The organism is Parabacteroides sp. 52 (assembly GCF_010500925.1).
Classification (GTDB): Bacteria; Bacteroidota; Bacteroidia; order Bacteroidales; family Tannerellaceae; genus QVMG01.
The window spans coordinates 1-14816 of the sequence record NZ_QVMG01000029.1 but is presented as its reverse complement, the minus strand read 5'-3'; the positions used below and the strand labels follow the sequence as shown (position 1 = coordinate 14816).

Sequence of the window (14816 nt, the reverse complement as noted above, 5' to 3'; positions counted from 1 at the left end):
AACTGCTCCACCACTGCAAGCAGTGGTCCCCCTCTTCTTATCCAAGAAGAGGAGCTGAAATAGTACTGGCTGACGCATAAAATACTTAAATGAGTCTCAACAAGATAAGCAATTTTGTTTCTATGAATAAGTAGTAGGCACAATTACCCCGAAGGGGTTTCAAGTGAATAACCGCGGGTTGTCAAACCCGTGGTGTGCGGTTAGTAGATACCCTGAGCCCTGAAAGGGGGCAATAGAACCTCCCACCTTTAAATCGAAATTAGTTGAAGAGTATTTGCAACTGAAGGGTATCCAAGAAGAGGAGCTTAGATAGCCCCGCCTACACTTCCTTTTGATAATTGAAAATTCTCTTCAACTCATTTTTCATTCTCCCTTTTCTATTATCAACAGTGAAAAAAGCGGAGGCTTTTTCTACTGTTGATAGCTATCGTCAGTATTGCCGATGCGCATCGGCAATATTGACGAAGCGCATGGGCAATATTGCTGATGGGCATCGGCAATAGAATTCTCCTAATATTTTTAGAAAACTTCTATTGAAATGCAGGCTTTTTGTAGTATGTTTGTTTTCCTAAAAAGGACAAATGAAAAGCATATTACCTCGGCAGTCTTGGCGAAAAACACTGTTGCCTTATCGTAAGATACGGTATAATAAAGGACATGGAGTGCATTCCCCTTTTGTTTTTAATCTGATAACAAAGGTGATAAATGACCGTTGTTCTTTTTATTGTTTTCAGGAAATTGAAAATGTACGCAAGCATCTCCTTCAAAAGAATACGCTGATAACCTATCCCGACCGGCGGCATAAAAACAAATCCCGGCAGGCAAGCCTTGCCGCTGTTGTGAAGCGGGAGGCGATACAACCTAAGCGGGGGGCTTTATTGTTTCGGCTTACCAACTATTTCAAGGCAGAGAAGATTTTGCAGATAGGGCCTTCTATGGGCATTTCGACGCTTTACCTGAGTGCGTATGCGCCCGGTTTGACCTGCGTTTCTCTGGAGCGCGTGGCGGAGCTGGCAATGATTTCGGGTGAGGTGTATAAACAGGCGGCGCGCACGGCGATCGACTTGCAGGTGGGTAGCTACCGGCAGTTGTTACCGGGTATTCTGCAAAAGATGGGAAAGGTTGATTTTGTCTTTTTCAACGGGCGTATCGAGCAGGAATGCCTTTTCGATCTGGTGACAGCCTGTCTGCCGTATACGCATGAAAACAGTGTTTTTGTGGTGGAAGATATAAATAGGAATAAGGAAATGCGAACAAGTTGGAAAAAAATTTGTTCTTTACCTGAAGTAAGCGTTTCATTGGATTTGTTTTCTTTGGGCATTGTCTTATTCAATAAGAAATTACATAAACGGAATTATATAGTCTATTTTTAAAGCGTATGAAGAAGAGTGTTATCTATACAGGAGGAGGGGATAAAGGAATGACCTCTCTGGTGGGTGGACAGCGTGTGTCAAAGGCGAATCAGCGTATTGAAAGCTATGGAACGGTGGATGAACTGAACACATTCATCGGGCTGTTGATGACCTCGTTGAAAGACGAAGAAGAAAAGGCTTTTTTATTGTTTGTGCAACATAAATTGTTCACGATCGGTTCCTACCTGGCTACCGATCAGGAAAAGACAGAGTTGAAAATCGAGAGCCGGGTCACCACCGAAACGATTGAACGTATCGAGAAAGAGATCGATCGCCTGGATGAAAGCTTGCCTCGGATGAAGCAGTTTCTGTTGCCGGGAGGGACGCCTGCTGCGGCATTGGCGCATGTCTGCCGCACGGTCTGTCGGCGGGCTGAGCGTGAAATATACCGTTTGGCCGAAAACAGTCCGGTTGAAGAGCCGGTGCTTGTGTTTATCAATCGTCTCTCCGACTACCTTTTTGTTTTGGCACGTCAGGAGAGCCTGCGGGAGGGGGGACATGAAATTATTTGGGATTATACTTGCATCTAAAGAATAAAGTTCTATTTTTGCGGGAAAATTGAAAACCAGACTGTCTTTGTACAGTTTTAATACTTAACGATCTATGTATTGGACCTTAGAATTGGCTTCAAAGTTAGAAGACGCCCCTTGGCCTGCAACCAAGGACGAATTGATAGACTACGCTCAACGTTCCGGGGCACCGTTGGAAGTGATTGAGAATTTGCAGGAGATGGAAGATGAAGGTGAAATTTACGAGTGCATGGAAGACATTTGGCCGGATTATCCAAGTAAGGAAGATTTCTTTTTCAACGAAGAAGAATATTGACGCACGTATACGTACGTATAGAATATAAGGACGAGGTGACAGGCTGAAGTGTTGTTCCCTCGTCTGTTTTTTTGTTGGGAAATACAATTTATATGTATCTGAACCGTTTCAATAGCATCAAAGATTGTATTTGCTATTATCGGCTCAGGGCTGATTCGGCGCAAAGAACTGAAATAAATGAGAAGAGTCCTTCTGTCCATTCTGGTGATTATATGTACCTGTGCAGGTCTTGTACGGGCACAGGATGATGCGCAGTTCACGCAGTATTTTATGGCGATGGGGTATTATAATCCGGGTTTTGTCGGTACGTCGGAAGACCTGAATATGTTTGCCCTTCACCGTCAACAATTTGTCGGATTCAAAAGAAATCCGCGCTCTTTCTTTGTCATGGCCGATATGCCGATGAAATTCGGACAGACGAACCATGGGGTAGGGGTGGTGTTCTCCTCCGAGTCTGCCGGGCTTTACCAAAATTCCATGGTCTCTGTGCAATATGCCTATAAACATAAATTGTTCGGTGGTGAGTTGAGTATCGGTGTACAGGCCGGACTGGCAATGCGTGGCTTTGATGGAGACTCGGTCTACATCCCGAACCTGATCGGATCGGGAGGAGATAATCAAATCGATGGAGCAATCCCCCTGAGCAAGGTGAAAGGTAATGCGGTGGACTTTAACGCCGGTATTTATTATACCCACAAGAAGTTTTATGCCGGCTTTGGACTTACGCATATTCTGGAACCGGAGGTAAAGCTGACCGAATCCTCTCATATCTATATCGGCAGAGCATTTAATTTAACAGGTGGATACAATATTCAACTGGAGAATCCGTTGTATGAATTACAGCCCTCCGTTTTTGTTCAAACGGATATGCAGAGCTATCAGGCGGATATCACCGCCCGCCTTGTTTATAATAAAATGTTTGACGGAGGTGTCTCCTGGCGAACAACCAAAGCGATGATAGTCATGTTGGGAGCAACATTCGGCCGTTTTCATGTAGGCTATTCCTATGATTATTCCTATTCGCCCATTCGCAAGGGGACGAGCGGGAGTCATGAAATAATGATGAAATACAGTCTGAAGTTAAAGAAAACAAAGACAGGAAAAAACAGACACAAAAGTGTACGTATATTATAGTAGTATATGAAAAGAATATTATTTGTACTTATGGCAGTAGCCATGTTAACCTCATGTGGTAGAGGACTCAGTGGAGCCGGAGGCGAAGTGACGGGTGTTCGCTCGGTAGCTGTTAATGAACCGGCACCTTATGGTATGGTGCTGATCAAACGTGGTTCTTTTGAAATGGGGCCTTCGGATAAAGATTCTTTATGGGGCATGATCCCGGATACCAAAGGGGTGTCCTTTGATGCCTTCTGGATGGATCAGACGGAGATAACGAATGCCAAATACCGACAGTTCTTATTCTGGGTGCGTGACTCGATCATCCGCGAACGCCTGGCCGATCCACAATATGGAGGAAACGATTTGTTTAAAATCACAGAAGACCGTTACGGAGAACCGGTAGAGCCTTACCTGGACTGGAGCCGGCCGATTCCCTGGAGACGCGCCAGTGAAGACGAACTCTTGGCAATCGAAAGCGTCAATTATATCAATCCCATCACCGGAGAGAAAAAATTGGATGACAAACAGATGCTCTTTAAATATGAAGTATATGATTATACGGCAGCGGCATTGCGTAAACACCGGTTGAATCCGGCTGAACGTGTGCGCAATACGGACATCAAAGTCGATCCGAACGAGGTCGTTATGATCTCGAAAGATACAGCCTATGTGGATGAGGATGGACGGGTAATCAGTGAAACAATCACCCGCCCGTTAAGCAGTGAATGGGATTTCCTGAATACATACATCATAAATGTGTATCCGGACGAGACCTGCTGGGTGAACGATTTTAACAATGCCTATAACGAACCGTATACGAGAATGTATTTCTCTCATCCGGGATACGATGATTATCCAGTCGTAGGGATCTCCTGGGAACAGGCAAAAGCCTTTTGTGTATGGCGTACGAACTTATTTAAGCAATCGCTGAATATGGCCCAAGGACAGTCGATCGAACCTTTCCGTCTGCCGACAGAAGGGGAGTGGGAATATGCTGCCCGCGCCGGAAAAAATGAAAATAAATACCCTTGGGCTACGGACGATTTACAAAATAATAAAGGATGTTTCCTGGGGAACTTCAAACCGGGGGACGGTAATTATACGGAAGACGGTCACCTGATCCCTGCCCGTGTAGGATCTTTCTCACCGAACGAATTCGGCTTGTTCGATATGGCAGGAAATGTGGCGGAATGGACTTCGACCAGCTTCTCTGAATCCGGTCCGGCACAGATGAGTGATATGAATCCGGAGCTGAGCTATAATGCGGCCAAAGAAGATCCGTATGCGATGAAAAAGAAAGTCGTTCGCGGAGGTTCCTGGAAAGATGTGGCACAGTTTATCCGTTCGGATATGCGTACTTTCGAATATCAAAACGAAACCCGTTCGTATATAGGTTTCCGTTGTGCGCGCACGCAAATCGGTTTCTCCCGGTCCAAAGGAAAAAAATAAAGAAGAAAAAGATATAAATAGCTCAATAAAAAATGGGAAAATATAGAAGATATAAGAATAAGATAGAGATGTTTCTTTCCAGTGAAAAAGGGAAACGCATATTGAACTTTGCCTATAGTTGGGGAGCTTCTATCGTTATTATAGGAACCATGTTCAAGATCCTTCACTTGCCTTATGCAAACTGGATCATCGGTATTTCACTGTCTGTTGAAGCACTCATATTCTTTATTTTCGGTTTTGATAAGCCGAGTAGTGAATACCATTGGGAAGATGTATTCCCTGTGTTGAAATCCAAAAACCCGATGGATCGTCCGGACTTTGCCGGCGGGGGCATTTCTTCTTCTATGACACACATGGAAGGACAGGATGACGCTATGGTACGTCCGCAAGGCAATGGCCGCGGAGGCTATGTGGGAGCGAATATTACCGGAGGAGGAAACCTGAATATATCCGGTTCACTCGATATATCCGAAGAGGATACGAAGAACCTCTCAGACAGCATCAAGAAACTGAGTGGGGCTGCCGAGCAGATCTCGAAGATGGCAGAGTTGACCGAAGCGACCCAACAATACCTGGAGCAATTGTCCGGCATGTCGGAAAAGATGGAACGTTTCAGCCAGGTGACAGGCTCTTTGACAGATGTATCGGATACTTTGTTGAGTTCTTATAAACATATTACAGATAATTCGGACGGTATCAATCAGAACTCACGCGGTTATGTGCAACAGATGGAAACGTTAAACCGCAATATTTCCGGTCTGAATACAATTTATGAAATACAATTGAAGAGCATCAGCTCGCAGATTGAATCGATCGAACATATCAACGGAGGATTGAACCGGATACGGGAAATGTATGACGGCTCTGTGGTGGACAGCTCGGTCTTCCGGAACGAAACCGAAAAGATGACACGGCAGTTGACCGAATTGAACCAGGTATATACCCGTTTGTTGCAGGCTATGACTGTGAATATGCCGGGTGTCGCTCCAGTGAATCCTTATCTGCAACAACAGCAACAACAGGGGGCATATCCGCAACAGGAATACCAACAACCTCCTATGCAGGGGAATCCGTACCAGCAACAACAAGCCTATACCAATAATCCGAATAAATAAATACTATGGCAGTAGGAAACAATCCGAATTCACCGCGTCAAAAGATGATCAACCTGATGTATCTGGTGTTCATCGCTATGATGGCTCTCAATGTCTCTTCTGAAGTGTTGGAGGGCTTTGAGTTGGTGGAAGATAGTTTGAAGACTTCTATTGATAACTCATCCCACCGCAACAATATCGTTTCCGGAGAAATGGATGCTTATAATAAGATCAATCCGGAGAAAACGAAAGAGTGGTATGAAAAGAAAAATCAGGTAAAAGAGGCTTCCGATAAGTTGTATAACTATATTCAGGATCTGAAAGTACGCATCGTCAAAGCCGCTGACGGAAAAGACGGGGATGTGAATCATATAGAACGGAAAGATGACCTGGAAGCCGCTTCGCGTATTATGTTGGCTCCTGTGGTAGGTGAAGGAAAGAAACTCCGCGAATCGATTAATGCGTATCGCGAATTGATGGCAAATATGGTACAGGATACGGTAAAAACCCGGATCCTGGAGGCCAGCTTACATACCACTCCTCCGCAAAAGGCCGGTATCAATACCCGTACCTGGGAAGAAGCCTTGTTTGAAGGGATGCCTGTAGCAGCGGCAGTGACTCTGTTGACTAAATTACAGAGCGATGTGCGTTATGCGGAAGGCGAGTTGCTTACGTATCTGTTGAGCAGTGTGGATGTGGGCGATTATAGAGTAAACACGATTAAGGCACAGGTGATCCCTGAAAGTCAGATCGTTATGCGTGGTACTCCTTACCGTGCCAATATCGTTCTCTCGGCAGTGGATTCAACCAAACGTCCGAATATCCATGTGAATGGACAAGACTTACCGGTGGAGAACAGAGGGGTTTTTACTGCCCAAACGACAACGACAGGTACTTTCCCGGTCAAAGGGTATGTTGAAATGCCTAACAGTGATGGTACGATGATGGTGCGTGAGTTTGAAAGTGAATATTTTGTCACAGAGCCGAGTGCGACGGTTGCTCCGATATTGATGAATGTATTATATGCGGGAATTGAAAATAAAGTGCGTATAGCTGTACCCGGTGTACCCAGCGGAAACGTTACTGCCACGATGACAAATGGCAGCCTGACTCCTGCCGGAGACCTTTGGGTGGCTGTACCTACGACCGTAGGTACCGAAGCGGTGATCAGTGTAAACGCTCGCATGGCCGATGGCCGTTCGGTGGAGATGGCCAATAGCTCTTTCCGGGTGCGTGCCTTGCCCGATCCGCTTCCGTATATCGAATACAAAGATGCCAATGGGAATATGCGTAAATACAAAGGAGGAACGCCTATCTCTAAACGCAGTCTTCTCGAAGCAGGCGGTATTCTGGCAGCCATAGACGATGACTTTATCAATGTTGAATTTGCGGTGATCCGTTTTGAACTCACTTATTACGATGCGTTTGGTAATGCCTTGAAAGAGGTGGCCGAAGGTGGTAAGTTCTCCGAACGGCAACGTAGCCGCATCAGTGATATGAGCCGAGGCAAACAATTCCTTATCTCAGGAGTCGTAGCCAAAGGACCGGATGGTTTAGAACGATCTATTCCCCCTATTCAAGTAATTGTAAATTAAGCAAAAATATATATGAAACATTTGTATTATATACTGGTTTTATTGAGTGCGTTTTGTGTGTATAGCGTAGAGGCACAGGAGCCTCCCCGGAGAACACCCCAGGCTACACGCGGGGGACGTGCCGAGACGCAAAAGAATACAGGTCTGCCTGATCTGACCGTGCGGGCACAGGATATGAATGAACGCAATACACAGCAGGTGGGCAATGCTCGCTGGATGCGTGTGCTCTACAGGAATGTAGACCTTTCCAAAGAAGTAAATGCTCCTTTATATTACCCGGTACGCCCCTTGAACGGTTCGATGAATCTCTTTACGACCATCTTCCAATTGATGAGTGAAGGTAAACTGGTGGCCTATGAATACAATTCGGATGGTTATGAAGCATTTGATGAAGAGCATATCGTGAACTTCAAGGATGTGTTAGACCGGGCTTATATTTATTATGAAGAAGTGCCCGGACGTCCGGGAGAACCTTCGTCGTTTGTGATTAACGAAGGCGATATACCTTCCGGGGATGTACAGTCTTATTATGTAAAAGAAGCCTGGTATTTCGATCAGAACAATTCTATCTTCGATGTGAAGATCTTGGCTATTTCTCCTATCCTGACAACAACAGATGATTATGGAGCTACGCAAACCATGCCTTTGTTCTGGCTTCCTTATGAGAATATTCGCCCCTATATCAATACGACTTACATCATGACCTCCAGCATAAACAATGCAAAGACATTTACCATTGATGATTATTTCCGCCGGCGGATGTTTGAAGGGGATATTATCAAGACGGAGAACCTGATGAACAAAACGATGCAGGAGTTATACCCTCAACCGGATTCTTTGCAATTGGCACAGAAAGCAATCGAAACCCAGTTGGAAACCTTTGAGAAATCTCTTTGGTTCCAGCCGGATACGACAGCAGTGGTAGATAGTAAAGCCGATAAAAAAGCCAAAAAGAAAACCTCTGTCCGTGGCCGGGTTTCCTCCACAACAGAAAAAGAAAAAGCCGCTTCTACCCAAACAACCAAAGCAGCGAAGGCCCCTAAAGCAGAGAAGTCTTCCGCTCCGGTACGAAGCGTTCGTCGCACCCGATAAATAAAAATAGGAATACTTTCTCTATGCAAATGCATAAGATAAGAAGACTACCGGGAAACCGGTGGTCTTTTTTATTGGATAATTACTCCTTATTAACGGAACTTTCACAACTTTTTACACTTACTTTGTGTCTATATTAATATGCGTTCGATAGCTCCCGAAAGAGCGTTCATTACTTGGTCCTGTGAAGATATGGGATCTTACAGCCTTTCCTTGGGGTAGGTTAGGGGAGTATAACTTTAAACAATACATAATACGATTGATATGAATGGTAAAGCAATTTTTATAACCGTTTTAGTCTATTGCTGTTTGGGATTGATAGCAATATCTTGTAAGTCCACTCAATCAGCGGATGAACAAAAAGTCATAAAAGAAGCTGTGGATACAAGAAACACACCGCAATGGATCAAAGAACTGATCGCCCGGATGAAAGAGCAATTGGAAGTAGACCAGGATGCCTTTCCCTCCTTGATAGAAGACGTGGAGAACTATGCCGCCGAAATGCCGGATAAATCATGCAAAGCCCTTTTGCATTCTATGGCGGCAGAGATGTATTCTTCTTATTATGAACAGAACCGTTGGCAAATAAACCGAAGAACTCCCCTTGCCGGATTGGTTCCTGCCGATATGCGTGTATGGACTGCCAACTTGTTTACCGAAAAGATAAAAGAACAGCTCGCCTTGTCTTTGCAACCGGCGGATTTATTGCAACATACACCGGCAGCCCTTTTCCAGGAAATTATGGAGACCGGAAAGGACGCAACGACCCTTCGGGCGACCTTATATGATTTTCTGATGCAGCGGGCTGTAGATATTCAGCCGGCAGCGGAAACGTACCAGGCATGGCTGGCTTTCCGTAAAACACAAAATGACCCTAAAGCAGCGTTGTTGGTTGAATTGGATTATTTAGATTATACCTATCGCTCGGATATAAACAAGGATTCTTATGCGGCTTACGAAGCGGCATTAAAGCAATTACTCAACCTGTATGAATCCTATGATTTCTCTACAGAGATTCGTATCAAACAAGTGGAGTTACTGGATAACGGGCGTTACCTGTCCAATAACCCGGATTCTGTGCAAGCCGTTAAATATAGTCTCCTTCAAGAGAGTATCGCTAAGTATCCGAAGTATGAACGGATACGCGTCTTGGAAAATGCACTGGGGACGATGGAAGAGCCTATGTTAAGTGTAGAATTGGCAAATACCGTTTATCCCGGCAAAGAGACATCCGTGAAAATCTCCTATAAAAATATACAGGAAGTAACGATACGTATTTATGAGAGTTTGCAAAACCCCGTAAACCTTGTTTCTTATAATAAGAACCAACAACAGGAAAAAGGGCGGTTGAAGAAAGAAATCAACCTGCGGTTGCACCCGCGAAATACATACGCTCACCAGGATACCCTCCTGCAGTTGCCAATGGTGGCTGAGACCGGCTTGTATGAATGGGTGACCACTGTGCCGGGAAAGAAGTTGAAAACGGAAAATACGATAAGTGTCAGTCGCCTGGCTGCCCTTCACCGGTCCACCCTCGGGGGAGGCAAAGAAGTATTGGTGACAGATAAGATAACCGGTAAACCTGTATACCCGGCAACGGTGAATTATTTTGTCGGCAAAAGACGTGACCCGCAATTGGCGGGCACGGTACAAACAGATAAAGACGGCCTGGCTACGCTTCCGATGCAGACCGATATCGTAGCGTTTCAGGCGGTTGTGCCTGGGGATGAATCCGGTCGGTTGACTACGTTATATATGCGTGAAGAACCGGAAGTAACCATCCAGGAGAGGGTGAATGTCTCCCTCTTTACGGACAGGGGGCTTTACCGTCCCGGACAAACCTTGTTCTTTAAAGGGATTGCCTGGGTGTTGAATGAAAATCAATCGCGGGTAGCCGCCAATCAAATGTTTACCATCATCCTCCGGGATGCCAATTATAAGGAGGTATCTACAAAGAAAGTAACCACCAACGCCTTCGGTTCGTTTCATGGAGAATTTCTTTTGCCCAAGCAGGGATTGAGTGGAGGTTATACGGTATCTGCCGGGAACTTCTCAGCCTATGTGCAAGTGGAAGAATATAAACGTCCCACTTTTGCACTTGAAATGCAACCGATAAAAGAGGAGATCGCTTTTGGCGATAAAGTGACCTTGCAAGGCAAGGTACAGACTTTCTCCGGTGTAGCCTTGCAGGGGGGGGAAGTGGAATGGCGAATCATACGTCGTCCTTTCTGGATGCGTATGGGGGGGATGAGTAATTATGCGAATGAACAGGTGGCAAATGGAAGTACCTCTATCTCACCGGAAGGCACCTTCTCTGTTTCTTTCGTCCCGGAAAAGACAACGCCTGTTTTCGGCCCTCTTCAGTATCAGAATTATGAGATCATTGCATTGGCGACCGACACTAAAGGGGAAAGCCAGGAAACGCGTTATACTTTCTCGGTGGGTGATACCGGAATGATACTAACGACCGATCTGCCCGCCCAATCAGACAAAGCCAATCTGGAGCCGGTTATCTCTGCCCGCTTGTTGAATGGGGAAAAGACAACGGCTACCGGGCAATTTACGATAGTGCCCCTGGCTGCGCCGGAAGCAGCAAACAATCCGAATACTGTTTATACCGCCGGCAAACCGGTAGCTGTCGGTACCTTTGTCTCCGACAAAGCTTTGTCTAAAAATATACTCTCTTCTTTATCATCTGGTCGCTACCGGATATACATCACCGCCTTAGACAGTAAAGGCAGGGAAGTGAAAGCAGAGCAAGATTTTGTATTGTATGCTAAAGACGATAAAAAACCTCCTGTCTTTTCACATACCTGGTTGATTCAGGATAAAACAACTGTGGCTCCCGGAGAAGATGCCGTCTTTACATTCGGTACATCCGATAAAGAGGCTTATGTATTGTATGAAGTCTTTCAGGAAAAGAAATGCCTGTATCGCAAAAGAATGGTATTGAATGATGAGAATCAGTTGTTTAAGATCCCATTCAAAGAGGAGTACGGAAAAGGTATTGTGGCGAGTTTTACCTTTGTGAAGAAAGATGAAGTGTATACGAACCAGGTGCAATTCACACGTGAACAGCCAGACCGGAAACTTAGTTTCCGTCCGGAGACTTTTCGTGACCGTTTGTTGCCGGGCAGTGAAGAAGTGTGGAAATTCAAGGTGATGGATAGTGACTCCCTCGCTATTACCGCTTCTGCTGCGGAGGTCTTGGCAAGCATGTACGATATGTCTTTGGATAAGATCCTTCCTTTTCAGTGGTTTTTCTCTCCTGAGCGCTCGTTCTCTGTGCAAGCCCCTTGGTTTCATAAAAGCGAAGGCTTTGGCAGTGTGTATCAGTATGAGGTGGACTATTATGCGTCTTTGCCTGTGACAGAATATGTGTTTGACCGTTTGGACTGGCAGGATATGATGCTATCGTCTAATGGCTTTTATTCGATGCGGACTGATGTGCGTGGAGGAGGAGCCAGGATGAAATCAATGTCCCCGACAGTGGAAGAGGATGCTGCCTATGCCGATGTAGTGTTGCCCACAGGAGATGTACAGACCGAATCGCAGGATCAGATGAATACGACAGAGGAAAGGCAACCGGAAAATGCCATTTCGCCTTATGCGTTGCGCACCCATTTCAATGAAACGGCCTTTTTCTTCCCCTCTTTGATAACCAATGAGGCAGGGGATGTGATTCTTCGTTTTACAATGCCTGAAAGCAATACCACCTGGAAATTGCAGGCCATCGCTCATACGAAAGACCTGAAATACGGATCGATAAGCAAAGAAGTTATCACCAGTAAACCTTTTATGGTACTTCCTCATTTGCCTCGTTTCTTGCGGCAGGGCGACCGTGTCTCGCTCTCTTCGCAGCTTATCAATCAGTCGGAGAAGGCGATAAGTGGGAAAGTACGCCTGGAATGGTTTGATCCGGCGACAGACAAACCGGTAGCCGGCTGGGAGATGGAACAAAAAGAATTTACCCTGAAAGCGAATGCCCAGGCGATGGTGCATTGGGAAATGGTTGTGCCTGCGGGTAAGGATTTATTGGGTTGCCGCATTGTCGCGGATGCCCCGGAAGGAAGTGATGGAGAACAACACCTGCTCCCTGTTCTTCCCAACCGGATCCTGGTGACGGAGAGCACGCCTTTTTACCTGATGCATGAGAAAGAGAAACAAATAGAGGTCTTCCAACCGAAAAAAACGATCGATCCTTTCCGTTTGACACTCGAAGTCAGTGCGAATCCGGTATGGTATGCCGTACAAGCTTTGCCAACGATGACGACCCCCGAGAAGGAGGATGTCTTGTCCTGGTTTGCTTCTTATTACGGAAATACATTGGCTGCCTCCATCGTGCAGGCGCATCCCCGCTTGCAAGAGGTGATTCGTCTGTGGACGGCACAAGGAGGTGATGCCTCTACCCTATATTCCAACCTGGAAAAGAACGAGGAATTGAAGAATATCCTATTGGAAGAAACCCCATGGGTATTGGCGGCAGAGAATGAGACAGCACAAAAACAACGCCTCTCTCTCCTGTTTGATATGAACAGAGCCCAGGCACAAAGGGATATGGCCTTGCAACGCCTCCTCGATCAACAGAGAGAAGATGGGGCATGGGCTTGGTTTAAAGGGTTTTATCCGAACCGAAATATGACGCTTGCCATCCTGAAAGGCATGACGCAGTTGGCGCGCTTGGGGGCTGTGCAATACAATCAACAGGAGAAAGAGATGCAGATGCGTGCCCTCCATTATCTCGATGAAACAATACAAAAGGATTATGAGATACTGAAAAAAAATAAGACGGACTGGGAGAAGGTGATCCCTTCAGCCGAACAACTCGAATACCTCTACGTCAGAAGTAGTTACCGCGATATCCCGGAGTTGGGCGATGCGCGCGAAGCTATCCGTTATTATACCGGACAGGCCGAAAAGAACTGGTCTGCATACTCTCTCTATGGCCGGGCACAGATCGCTCTGCTTATGCATCGCAATGGCAAAAAAGAGGTGAGTGCAGAGATCATGTCCTGGCTGCGTAAGACTGCTACTCGCTCGGATGAACAGGGTATGTTCTGGGCAAATAATAAGAGAGGAAATGACTTTTATACCTCTCCGATAGATGTACATTGTCTGTTGATTTTGGCTTTTCATGAGTTATCGCCCGCATCGCAAGAGGCCGACCGTATGAAGCAATGGCTCTTGAATCAAAAGCGTACCCAATCCTGGGAAACAGTACCTGCTACTATGCAGGCGGTTCATGCCATCCTCTTGCATGGCAGTGATTGGCTGAATCAGGAGAATACCCTAACCGTGCAATGGGGAAATAAAACCTATAATACCTCTGCCGGTGAAGCAGCCACCGGTTATATAAAAGAAGTATTGACCGGGACGGATATCTCGTCGCAGACCACTCAATTGACCCTGCATAAGGAAGGAACAGCCCCGGCCTGGGGAGCTGTCTATAAACAATATTTTGCCCCTCTCGATCAGGTGACTGCCGCCAAGACGGGGTTGCATGTAGAAAAGGCTTTGTTTGTAGAAACGAATAACGGCAGGGAACGCCAAATACGTCCTGTCACGCAAGAGCAACCGCTTCGTGTGGGGGATAAGGTGATTGTCCGCTTAACCTTACGCGCAGACCGTGAAATGGATTATGTCTACCTGAAAGACCTGCGTGCCGGATGTTTTGAACCGGCTGAACAGGTGTCCGGAACGACTTACCAGGATGGTGTTTATTTCTATCGTTCCCCCAAAGATGTATCGCAAAACTTCTTTATCCAACGATTACCCAAGGGTGTCTTTGTGTTGGAATATCCGGTATACGTCTCTCGTATAGGCGAATATGCTGCTGGAATCAGTACCATTCAATGCCTCTATGCCCCGGAATTCACTTCCCATACGGAAGGGGGAAGAATCAGGGTGGAAGGAGGAATTAACGATTAACGATTAATGATTAACGGATGAAGGAGGAGGGATTAGTGGTTAGTGATTAGTGATTAGTGATGAACGATGAGTGAAGCATGAAGCATGAAGGATTATAATTTACAATTTATAATTAACAATTAATTATTAGTGACTGGCACTCTCTTGGCTCCTCTTCTTGGATAAGAAGAGGGGGACCGCCGGCCTGGCCGGTGGTGGAGCAGTTTGATGTATTATCATGCAGTCCGATATCTTATCACGCCGAATTCCAAACATGTACACAATAGAAAACAGCTATAAACAGTTATTCTAAAAAAGGTATA

At 45.8% G+C, this 14816-nt stretch carries 9 protein-coding genes; all 9 read left to right on the top strand.

Annotated features, from left to right (window positions below):
- Positions 1-581: 581 nt before the first annotated feature.
- The 9 genes from D0T51_RS11615 (at position 582) to D0T51_RS11575 (ending at position 14514) form a co-directional block, all read left to right on the top strand.
- Positions 582-1373: a class I SAM-dependent methyltransferase gene (locus D0T51_RS11615; RefSeq protein WP_163729486.1), complete on the top strand. Its 792-nt coding sequence runs from the start codon at positions 582-584 to the stop codon at positions 1371-1373.
- 5 nt (positions 1374-1378) lie between these two features.
- On the top strand, positions 1379-1942 hold the full coding sequence (locus D0T51_RS11610; protein WP_163729485.1) for a cob(I)yrinic acid a,c-diamide adenosyltransferase: 564 nt from the start codon (positions 1379-1381) through the stop codon (positions 1940-1942).
- Positions 1943-2015: 73 nt separating this feature from the next.
- On the top strand, positions 2016-2237 hold the full coding sequence (locus D0T51_RS11605) for a DUF2795 domain-containing protein (RefSeq protein ID WP_005633363.1): 222 nt from the start codon (positions 2016-2018) through the stop codon (positions 2235-2237).
- Between the two features lie 177 nt (positions 2238-2414).
- Positions 2415-3371 carry a type IX secretion system membrane protein PorP/SprF gene (locus tag D0T51_RS11600; RefSeq protein WP_163729484.1) on the top strand — a complete coding sequence of 319 codons (957 nt, stop codon included), beginning with the start codon at positions 2415-2417 and terminating at the stop codon, positions 3369-3371.
- Between the two features lie 6 nt (positions 3372-3377).
- Complete coding sequence (locus D0T51_RS11595; protein ID WP_163729483.1) at positions 3378-4805, top strand: SUMF1/EgtB/PvdO family nonheme iron enzyme; 1428 nt, start codon at positions 3378-3380, stop codon at positions 4803-4805.
- Between the two features lie 32 nt (positions 4806-4837).
- On the top strand, positions 4838-5920 hold the full coding sequence (gene gldL / locus D0T51_RS11590) for a gliding motility protein GldL (RefSeq protein ID WP_239056817.1): 1083 nt from the start codon (positions 4838-4840) through the stop codon (positions 5918-5920).
- A gap of 5 nt (positions 5921-5925) precedes the next feature.
- Complete coding sequence (gene gldM, locus D0T51_RS11585) at positions 5926-7494, top strand: gliding motility protein GldM (RefSeq protein ID WP_163729482.1); 1569 nt, start codon at positions 5926-5928, stop codon at positions 7492-7494.
- Between the two features lie 12 nt (positions 7495-7506).
- Positions 7507-8586: a gliding motility protein GldN gene (gene gldN / locus D0T51_RS11580; RefSeq protein ID WP_163729481.1), complete on the top strand. Its 1080-nt coding sequence runs from the start codon at positions 7507-7509 to the stop codon at positions 8584-8586.
- 378 nt (positions 8587-8964) lie between these two features.
- Positions 8965-14514: an alpha-2-macroglobulin family protein gene (locus D0T51_RS11575; RefSeq protein WP_373457020.1), complete on the top strand. Its 5550-nt coding sequence runs from the start codon at positions 8965-8967 to the stop codon at positions 14512-14514.
- Positions 14515-14816: the final 302 nt, after the last annotated feature.

Bases quoted from the DNA above. Each gene is read 5' to 3' on its own strand.
- gldL (WP_239056817.1), top strand. From the start codon at position 4,838: ATGGGAAAATATAGAAGATATAAGAATAAGATAGAGATGTTTCTTTCC.
- D0T51_RS11600 (WP_163729484.1), top strand. From the start codon at position 2,415: ATGAGAAGAGTCCTTCTGTCCATTCTGGTGATTATATGTACCTGTGCA.
- gldM (WP_163729482.1), top strand. From the start codon at position 5,926: ATGGCAGTAGGAAACAATCCGAATTCACCGCGTCAAAAGATGATCAAC.
- D0T51_RS11610 (WP_163729485.1), top strand. From the start codon at position 1,379: ATGAAGAAGAGTGTTATCTATACAGGAGGAGGGGATAAAGGAATGACC.
- D0T51_RS11615 (WP_163729486.1), top strand. From the start codon at position 582: ATGAAAAGCATATTACCTCGGCAGTCTTGGCGAAAAACACTGTTGCCT.
- gldN (WP_163729481.1), top strand. From the start codon at position 7,507: ATGAAACATTTGTATTATATACTGGTTTTATTGAGTGCGTTTTGTGTG.
- D0T51_RS11595 (WP_163729483.1), top strand. From the start codon at position 3,378: ATGAAAAGAATATTATTTGTACTTATGGCAGTAGCCATGTTAACCTCA.
- D0T51_RS11605 (WP_005633363.1), top strand. From the start codon at position 2,016: ATGTATTGGACCTTAGAATTGGCTTCAAAGTTAGAAGACGCCCCTTGG.